Origin of the sequence: Streptomyces albicerus (assembly GCF_008905045.1) — a bacterium.
Taxonomy (GTDB): domain Bacteria; phylum Actinomycetota; class Actinomycetes; order Streptomycetales; family Streptomycetaceae; genus Streptomyces; species Streptomyces albicerus.
On the sequence record NZ_VWMY01000024.1, the window covers coordinates 132,908 to 140,744 of the forward strand.

The 7,837-nt window shown below is 70.7% G+C and carries 9 protein-coding genes; 5 read left to right on the top strand and 4 right to left on the bottom strand.

Going from position 1 to position 7,837, the window contains the following annotated elements:
* Positions 1–91: 91 nt before the first annotated feature.
* Positions 92–1,426 carry an MFS transporter gene (locus GAS53_RS22815; protein ID WP_151479525.1) on the top strand — a complete coding sequence of 445 codons (1,335 nt, stop codon included), beginning with the start codon at positions 92–94 and terminating at the stop codon, positions 1,424–1,426.
* A gap of 27 nt (positions 1,427–1,453) precedes the next feature.
* On the opposite strand, the gene GAS53_RS22820 is transcribed toward GAS53_RS22815, so the two are convergent.
* The 3 genes from GAS53_RS22820 to GAS53_RS22830 form a co-directional block, all read right to left on the bottom strand.
* The gene (locus tag GAS53_RS22820; RefSeq protein ID WP_151479568.1) at positions 1,454–2,425 is read right to left on the bottom strand and encodes a DMT family transporter; all 972 of its coding nucleotides are present in this window, start codon (positions 2,423–2,425) and stop codon (positions 1,454–1,456) included.
* A gap of 203 nt (positions 2,426–2,628) precedes the next feature.
* On the bottom strand, positions 2,629–3,357 hold the full coding sequence (locus GAS53_RS22825; protein WP_151479526.1) for an ArsR/SmtB family transcription factor: 729 nt from the start codon (positions 3,355–3,357) through the stop codon (positions 2,629–2,631).
* A gap of 116 nt (positions 3,358–3,473) precedes the next feature.
* On the bottom strand, positions 3,474–4,112 hold the full coding sequence (locus GAS53_RS22830; protein WP_151479527.1) for a TetR/AcrR family transcriptional regulator: 639 nt from the start codon (positions 4,110–4,112) through the stop codon (positions 3,474–3,476).
* Positions 4,113–4,222: 110 nt separating this feature from the next.
* On the opposite strand from GAS53_RS22830, the gene GAS53_RS22835 reads away from it, so the two are divergent.
* The 3 genes from GAS53_RS22835 to GAS53_RS22845 all read left to right on the top strand — a co-directional run bounded on the left by GAS53_RS22835 (position 4,223) and on the right by GAS53_RS22845 (position 6,402).
* Entirely contained in the window at positions 4,223–5,374 is a 1,152-nt protein-coding gene (locus GAS53_RS22835; protein ID WP_151479528.1) for an acyl-CoA dehydrogenase family protein, read from the top strand.
* A gap of 61 nt (positions 5,375–5,435) precedes the next feature.
* Positions 5,436–5,681 carry a YiaA/YiaB family inner membrane protein gene (locus GAS53_RS22840; protein ID WP_151479529.1) on the top strand — a complete coding sequence of 82 codons (246 nt, stop codon included), beginning with the start codon at positions 5,436–5,438 and terminating at the stop codon, positions 5,679–5,681.
* A 94-nt stretch (positions 5,682–5,775) separates the two neighbouring features.
* Complete coding sequence (locus GAS53_RS22845; protein ID WP_151479530.1) at positions 5,776–6,402, top strand: TetR/AcrR family transcriptional regulator; 627 nt, start codon at positions 5,776–5,778, stop codon at positions 6,400–6,402.
* Positions 6,403–6,479: 77 nt separating this feature from the next.
* On the opposite strand, the gene GAS53_RS22850 is transcribed toward GAS53_RS22845, so the two are convergent.
* A complete protein-coding gene (locus GAS53_RS22850) occupies positions 6,480–6,941 on the bottom strand; it encodes a MaoC family dehydratase (RefSeq protein ID WP_151479531.1) in 462 nt (153 codons plus the stop codon).
* Positions 6,942–7,061: 120 nt separating this feature from the next.
* On the opposite strand from GAS53_RS22850, the gene soxR reads away from it, so the two are divergent.
* Complete coding sequence (gene soxR, locus GAS53_RS22855) at positions 7,062–7,571, top strand: redox-sensitive transcriptional activator SoxR (protein ID WP_151479532.1); 510 nt, start codon at positions 7,062–7,064, stop codon at positions 7,569–7,571.
* Positions 7,572–7,837: the final 266 nt, after the last annotated feature.

The following is a 7,837-nucleotide window of genomic DNA, read 5'->3' on the forward strand; positions in this document are numbered from 1 at the left end:
CAAAACAATCCCCCGCACACCCGTTGACCCACATACCGTCCGGTCAGTACGTTGCCGCGAACGTCCCCGCACCCACCGGAGTGTGCACCGCATGGACACCGCACCTTCCGCTCTCCCCGGCACGTCAACGGCAACACACGACACCAAGAACCGCCGCAAGGTGGCGACCGCCGCCGCCCTCGCCTCAGCCGTCGAGTGGTACGACTACTTCGTCTTCGGCATAGCGGCGGCACTGGTCCTCGGAGACCTGTACTTCCCCGCAGGCAGCCCCTCCGCAGGAGTCCTCGCCTCGTTCGCGACCTTCGCGGTCGGCTTCCTCGCCCGCCCGCTCGGCGGAGTCATAGCGGGCCAACTCGGCGACAAACGGGGCCGCAAGCCCATGCTGGTCCTGGCCCTGACCCTGATGGGCGTGGCCACGACGGGCATCGGCCTCCTCCCCACGTACGAGACGATCGGCATCGCGGCCCCCGTCCTGCTCGTCACGCTGCGCGTCATGCAGGGCATCGCGGTCGGCGCGCAATGGGGCGGCGCGATGCTCCTGGCCACCGAGTACGCCCCGGAAGGCAAGCGGGGCGTCTACGGCAGCGTCGTCCAACTCGGCGTCCCCATCGGCGTGGTGACCGCCAACTCGGTCTTCCTGCTCGCCGGCGCCCTCACCAGCGAGACGGCGTTCGCGGCGTGGGGCTGGCGGGTCCCGTTCCTGATCGGCCTGCTCGTCCTCGTACTCGCCTGGTACATCCACACGCACGTGGAGGAGACCCCGGAGTTCCGCGCGGCCGAACGAGCCTTGTCGGAAAAGGAGCAGGCGGAGAAGGGCGCGCGGAACTCCCCACTGCGCACCATCATCCGCGGCCACCTCGGCACGGTCTTCCTCGCGGGCGGCTCGTTCGCCGTGAACACCGCGACCTTCTACATCCTCATCACCGGCGTACTCGACTACACGACCCGCGAACTCGACATGGAACGCAGTGCGGTCCTCACCGTCTCGCTCTGCGTGAGCCTCACCCAGCTCGTCCTGATCCCCGCGTCGGCCGCGCTCTCCGACCGCATCGGGCGCATCCGGATCTACGGGCTCGGAGCGGCCGGCATCGCCCTGTGGGCCGTACCGATGTTCCTGCTGATCGACACGGGTTCGCTGCTGTGGCTGGCCGTCGGCACGTTCGTCGCCAGCTGCTTCCTCAGCATCATGTACGGACCCCAAGCCGCCCTGTTCGCCGAGCTGTTCACCCCGGAGATGCGCTATACGGGCGCCTCGCTCGGCTACCAGATCGCGGCCGTCCTCGGCGGCGGACTCGCGCCCTTCGTGATGGTGCTCCTGCTGGAGACGACGGGCACGTCGATGTCGGTGTCCGCCTACATCATCGGGCTCGCCGTGATCGCGCTCGGATCGATCAAGGTCCTTGCGGACAGGGCACGTTCACGCTGAGCGGTCGGGCCACGCCGACCTGACCGGCTAGGCCTGCTCGGGCTGCGGCTCCGGACTAGCGTCCGGGGCCGCGGCAACAGGCGTGACGGCAGCGGCAGTTGCGGTGGCGGCGGCTCGTGGGCGGGACCGTGACACCGCCACCCCCGCCAGACACACCAGCCCTCCGACGAGGGTGATCCAGCCCGGCACCTCGTCGAGCGCCACCCAGGACATCAGCACCACCAGCGCGGGCACCGCGTACGTCGTGGCGCCCATCCGTCCGGCCGTCGTACGGGCCAGCGCGAACGCCCAGGTGGTGAACGCGAGGGCGGTCGGGAAGACGCCCAGATACAGCATGTTGAGGGTCGCGGACAGCGGGGCGTCACCGGCGTCGGAGACCAGCTGCCCGGCGAACGGCAGACAGGCCACCGCGCCGATCACACAGCCGTACGTCGTCACCTGGAGCGCGGAGCCGTGCCGCAGGGCCGGCTTCTGGGCGACCACACCGCCCGCGTACGCCACCGCGGCGAGCAGACAGAGCAGCACGCCGAGCACGGAGGCGCTGCCCTCGCCCGACATCGACACGCCGACGACCGCCGCGCCCGCGAAGGACACCGCCATCCCGGCGAGCAGCCGCGGCGGCAGCCCCTCCTTGAGGAGCCAGCCCGCGAGCAGGGCCATGACCAGCGGACCGACGTTCACCACGAGGGCTGCGGTGCCCGCGTCGACCTTCTGCTCGCCCCAGTTGAGCACCACCATGTAGAGCCCGAACCAGAGCAGGCCGGAGACCACGATCCCCGGCCAGGCGGCGCGCGCGGGCAGCCCCTCCCGCCGTATCAGACAGATCACGCCGAGGACCAGCGCCCCGGCGAGCAGCCGGCCGAGGGCCAGCGCGCCGGGCGAGTACGCCTCGCCCGCGCTCCGGATGGACACGAACGCGGAGGCCCACAGCAGCACGGTGACCGTGGCCGCCGCGGCGGCGAGCAGTTCCGTACGGCGGGCGGAGAGGGGAGACTTCATCACGCTCCAGAGGCTAGGTGGGGCAGGGGCAAAGGGCTCGCGAATTTCGGACGGGGCGTTCGGCACGGGGGTCGAGGCTCCTCAGCGAGGCCGCCAGTGACTCACCGGTACGGTGAGGCCGCCAGTGCGGTGAGGCCGTCAGTGCGGTGAGGCCGTCAGTGGCTCACGGTGCGGCAGAGTCGGCGCGGTGGCCGCGCCGCGAGTCAGCGCAGCGCCGCGGCCTGGATCCCCAGCAGCTCCGCGAGCACCCGCTCGCCCTTGTCCGTGACCTTCACGGCCCGCTCCGAGCCGATGCGTACGCACCAGCCCGCGTCCAGGGCGTGCCGGCACAACGCGGCTCCCGCGACACCGGCGAGATGAGGACGCCGTTCGGTCCAGTCCAGGCAGGCCCGGGCGAGCGGGCGCCGTCCGGTGCGTACGAGGGGAACACCCAGCCCGTCGAACCAGTGAACCCCTTCGTCCGTGAGCGCGAACCCGGTGTCCTGGCGCAGCAGCCCGAGCCCGGTGAGGGCGTCGGTGACGGCGATGCCGAGGCGGCCGGCCAGATGGTCGTAGCAGGTGCGGCCGCGGGCCATCGCGCTGCCCGCGCTGGACTCGCGCAGCGTCCGCGGCCGGGCGGCGGACGCCGGCGCGACCTGGGCGGCGAGGTCCTCCACGAGCTGGGCGACCCGGGCGTCGGCCAGCCGTACGTACCGGTGGCGCCCCTGCCGTTCCTCGGCGAGCAGTCCGCCCGCGACCAGCTTGCCCAGATGTTCGCTGGCCGTGGACGCGGCGACTCCCGCGTACCGGGCCAGCTCCCCGGCGGTCCACGCCCGCCCGTCGAGCAGCGCCAGCAGGACCGCGGCCCGCGTCTCGTCGGCGACCAGGGAGGCGAGCGCCGCGAGCAGCGCGGCCTCGGCCCGCGCACGTGAGGAGGTCATGCACACCAGCATGCGCGACGGACACTTCGGCGAGCACCGAAGTATGGGGCGCCCATCAGGATGGAGGCGCCCATCGACGGAACGCCCACAGGCTCGCGGCCACAACGGCCCCGCTGCCCGCCTGCTCGTCAGGCCCCGCGCAGCCCCTCATACTGCAACGCCAACCCGTCCAGCAACGCCGTGAGCCCGGTCTCGAAGGCCCGTTCGTCGATCTTCTCCTGCTGTTCGGCGAGGAGATGGGCCTGCCCGAGGTGCGGATAGTCGGCGGGATCGTACGCGGTCTCGTCGTCCACGAAGCCCCCGGCGAACGACCCCAGCGCGGACCCCATCACGAAGTACCGCATCAGCGCGCCGATGGAGGTGGCCTGGGCCGCGGGCCAGCCCGCCTCGACCATCGCGCCGAACACGGCGTCCGCGAGCCGCAGTCCCGCGGGGCGGCGGCCGGGGCCGCGGGCGAGGACCGGGACGATGTTCGGGTGGTCGCGCAGGGCGGCCCGGTAGGAGACGGCCCAGTCGTGCAGCGCGGTGCGCCAGTCCCGGCCGTCCTCGAACATCGACAGATCGACCTGCGCGCTGACGGAGTCCGCGACCGCCTCCAGGATCTGGTCCTTCGTACGGAAGTGGTTGTAGAGGGACGGACCGCTCACGCCCAGTTCGGCGGCGAGCCGACGCGTCGAGACGGCGGCCAGGCCCTCGGCATCCACCAGCGCTCGTGCCGCCGCGACGATGCGGTCGGTGCTGAGGAGGGGCTTGCGCGGTCTGGCCATGGCGCACATAGTAGGGCTGCGGAACAGAAACTAGCAGTGCTAATTTAAAGGTTCGGCCTTCAAGTTACGGGCCTCAAGCGCGCTACGTCCTTCAAGTGGGGTGACTCGTCATGAACCTGGAGCTCAGCGAGGAGCAGACCGCCGTCAGGCGGCTCGCCAGGGACTTCGTGGACCGTGAGATCGCCCCGCACGTCATCGCCTGGGACCGGGCGGAGGAGGTCGACCGCTCGATCGTGAAGAAGCTCGGCGAGGTCGGCTTCCTGGGCCTCACCGTCGACGAGGAGTACGGCGGCTCCGGCGGTGACCACCTCGCGTACTGCCTGGTCACGGAGGAGCTGGGCCGGGGCGACTCCTCGGTCCGGGGCATCGTCTCGGTCTCCCTCGGGCTCGTCGCCAAGACCATCGCGTCCTGGGGGAGCGAGGAGCAGAAGCGGCGGTGGCTGCCGGGGCTCACCTCGGGCGCGTACGTCGGCTGCTTCGGTCTCACCGAACCGGGCACCGGCTCCGACGCGGGCAACCTGTCGACCAAAGCCGTGCGCGAGGGCGACGAGTACGTCATCAACGGCGCCAAGACGTTCATCACGAACGGCGCCTGGGCAGACGTAGTCCTGCTTTTCGCCCGCTCCACGGACGCGCCCGGCCACAAGGGCGTCTCCGCGTTCCTCGTGCCGACCGACACGCCCGGCCTGACCCGCCGCACCATCCACGGCAAGCTCGGTCTGCGCGGCCAGACGACGGCGGAGCTGGTGCTGGAGGACGTACGCGTGCCGGCCGCCGCGATGCTGGGGGAGGAGGGCAAAGGCTTCTCGGTCGCCATGTCCGCCCTTGCCAAGGGCCGGATGTCGGTCGCGGCGGGCTGCGTCGGCATAGCGCAGGCGGCGCTGGACGCCGCCGTCCGATACGCGGGCGAGCGCGAGCAGTTCGGGAAGACCATCGCCCACCACCAGCTGGTCCAGGAGCTGATCAGTGACATCGCCGTCGACGTGGACGCGGCCCGCCTGCTGACCTGGCGGGTCGCCGACCTGATCGACCGGGGACTGCCCTTCGCCGTGGAGTCCTCCAAGGCCAAGCTCTTCGCCTCGGAGGCAGCCGTGCGCGCCGCGAACAACGCCCTCCAGGTCTTCGGCGGATACGGCTACATCGACGAGTACCCGGCGGGCAAGCTGCTGCGGGACGCCCGTGTGATGACCCTCTACGAGGGCACGAGCCAGATCCAGAAGCTGGTCATCGGGCGGGCACTGACGGGGGTTTCGGCGTTCTGAGTACGTGAGCTGAGTAGCTGCGCGGATGTGGCGCGGGCCACGTCCGCAGATCCTTGTCCCCATGAGTGACACACCGGGCAAGCAGCAGAACACGGCCGCCTTCTACGGCCAGGCCGTCGCCTCCTTCGCCGTGGCCATGGCCGCGACCGCCATCGGCATCTTCAAGCTGAACGCCGACGCCTGGGTGCGGGGCTTCCTCGCCATCGCCGTCCTGTATCTGGTGACCTCCGCCTTCACCCTGGCCAAGGTGATCCGGGACCGTCAGGAGGCGGTGGAGCGGTCGTACCACCCGTTCGAGAAGCTCTGACCACTGCGCCCGACGTGCTGAGCGGCCACGCTAAGCGCCCGCTCAGCTTCAGCGGTATGGTGGTGGCTCCGTCAGTGAGAGGGGCGAACGAGCGATGAGTACGGCGGAGGAGACGACCGGCGGCGAGACGTCGGGGTGGGGCGAGGTCACGCCCGACGCGGCCCGGCGGCTGCTCATTGCCGCGGTGGAGGCCTTCGCCGAGCGCGGCTACCACGCCACGACGACCCGTGACATCGCGGGCCGCGCCGGCATGAGCCCGGCCGCGCTCTACATCCACTACAAGACCAAGGAAGAGCTGCTCCATCGCATCAGCAGGATCGGCCACGAGAAGGCCGTGGAGATCCTGCGTACGGCGGCCCGGGGCGAGGGCAGTGCGACCGAGCGGCTCGCCGACGCGGTGAGCTCCTTCGTCCGCTGGCACGCGGGCGGGCGCACCACGGCGCGGGTCGTGCAGTACGAACTGGACTCGCTCGGCCCCGACGCCCGCGCCGAGATCCTCGCCCTGCGCCGCCAGGTGGACGCGGAGGTGCGCGGGATCATCGAGGACGGCTTGACGACCGGCGAGTTCGACGTGCTGGACGTCCAGGGCACCACCCTCGCCGTGCTCTCCCTCTGCATCGACGTGGCCCGCTGGTTCAACGTCAACGGCCCGCGCACCCCGGAAGAAGTGGGCGCCCTGTACGCCGACCTGGTGCTGAGGATGGTCGGGGCCAAGAGGTAGCCCTCCGCCGCGACGGGGGTCCCCCGCTCGAGGGGAGCGACCAGCCACAACGGACCCGCAGTCCGCGCACGACGGGATCAGAAGTAGTAGCGAGACACGGACTCAGCCACACAGACCGGCTTGTCGCCCCCCTCGCGCTCCACGGTGACCGCGGCCGTCACCTGCACGCCACCCCCCGCCTCGGCGACTTCCTTGAGCACAGCCGTGGCCCGAACCCGCGATCCCACGGGAACGGGCGCGGGGAACCGCACCTTGTTGCTCCCGTAGTTGACCCCCATCTTCATCCCCTCGACCCGCATGACCTGCGGAACGAGCGCGGGCAGCAACGACAGCGTCAGGTACCCGTGGGCGATGGTCGTCCCGAAGGGCCCCGCCGCGGCCTTCTCCGGGTCCACGTGAATCCACTGGTGGTCACCCGTCGCGTCCGCGAACAGATCGATCCGCTTCTGATCGATCTCCAGCCAGTCGCTGTACCCCAACTGCTCGCCCACCGCCGCCTTCAGTTCGTCGGCGGACGTGAAGATCCTCGGCTCTGCCATGTCCCTGGCCTCCCGCGTGCTGTGTTCGAAGCGCCATCTCTAAGCAACTGCTTAGCATGGTCGGACAAGAGTCACCTGTCAACGGACCGGAAGCCCGACGGGATAGGTAGGCTTCGAGAGGTGCCCCAGATTCCCGAGAAGATCCATGAACTCACGGTCGGACAGCTGTCGGCCCGCAGCGGCGCCGCCGTCTCGGCCCTGCACTTCTACGAGTCCAAGGGCCTGATCAGCAGCCGCCGCACCACCGGCAATCAGCGCCGCTACCACCGTGACGCACTGCGCCGGGTCGCCTTCGTACGGGCCGCGCAGCGCGTCGGCATCCCGCTGGCCACGATCCGTGACGCGCTCGCCGAACTCCCCGAGGAGCGGACTCCGACGCGGGAGGACTGGGCCCGCCTCTCGGAGGCGTGGCGGTCCGAACTGGACGAGCGCATCAAGCAATTGGGCCGCCTGCGCGACCACCTCACAGACTGCATCGGCTGCGGCTGCCTGTCGCTGGAGACCTGCGTCCTCTCCAACCCGGACGACGTCTTCGGCGAACGCCAGAGCGGCTCCCGCCTCATGGTGGAACGCTCCGGCAGCAGGCAGAAGCGGAAGCAGCCGGAGAACGAGCCCGAGGACTGCTGCTGAGCCGGGAACGGAAGGCGCCCGAGGACTGCTGCTGAGGCGGTAACGGCAGGCGCCCGGGAACTGCCGACGCAGGCACCCCCGATCACCTCCACCCCACCCCACCCCCCTCCCCCCACCGGGCGGCAGCCGGGAACGAACCCGGGGGGCGGGGCCGTGCCGGTGTGTCACGTTCGCGACGTAGAGCTCCCGCTGGCAACCAAACCCATTGCAACTGGGGCAGTACGCCCAGTGGTTGCGAACGGACATACCGGCACGGGGGGGGGGGG

Coding starts and splice junctions, on each gene's coding strand:
- GAS53_RS22815 (WP_151479525.1), top strand. CDS start 92: ATGGACACCGCACCTTCCGCTCTCCCCGGCACGTCAACGGCAACACAC.
- GAS53_RS22820 (WP_151479568.1), bottom strand. CDS start 2,425: ATGAAGTCTCCCCTCTCCGCCCGCCGTACGGAACTGCTCGCCGCCGCG.
- GAS53_RS22835 (WP_151479528.1), top strand. CDS start 4,223: ATGAACCTGGAGCTCAGCGAGGAGCAGACCGCCGTCAGGCGGCTCGCC.
- GAS53_RS22850 (WP_151479531.1), bottom strand. CDS start 6,941: ATGGCAGAGCCGAGGATCTTCACGTCCGCCGACGAACTGAAGGCGGCG.
- GAS53_RS22845 (WP_151479530.1), top strand. CDS start 5,776: ATGAGTACGGCGGAGGAGACGACCGGCGGCGAGACGTCGGGGTGGGGC.
- GAS53_RS22840 (WP_151479529.1), top strand. CDS start 5,436: ATGAGTGACACACCGGGCAAGCAGCAGAACACGGCCGCCTTCTACGGC.
- GAS53_RS22830 (WP_151479527.1), bottom strand. CDS start 4,112: ATGGCCAGACCGCGCAAGCCCCTCCTCAGCACCGACCGCATCGTCGCG.
- GAS53_RS22825 (WP_151479526.1), bottom strand. CDS start 3,357: ATGCTGGTGTGCATGACCTCCTCACGTGCGCGGGCCGAGGCCGCGCTG.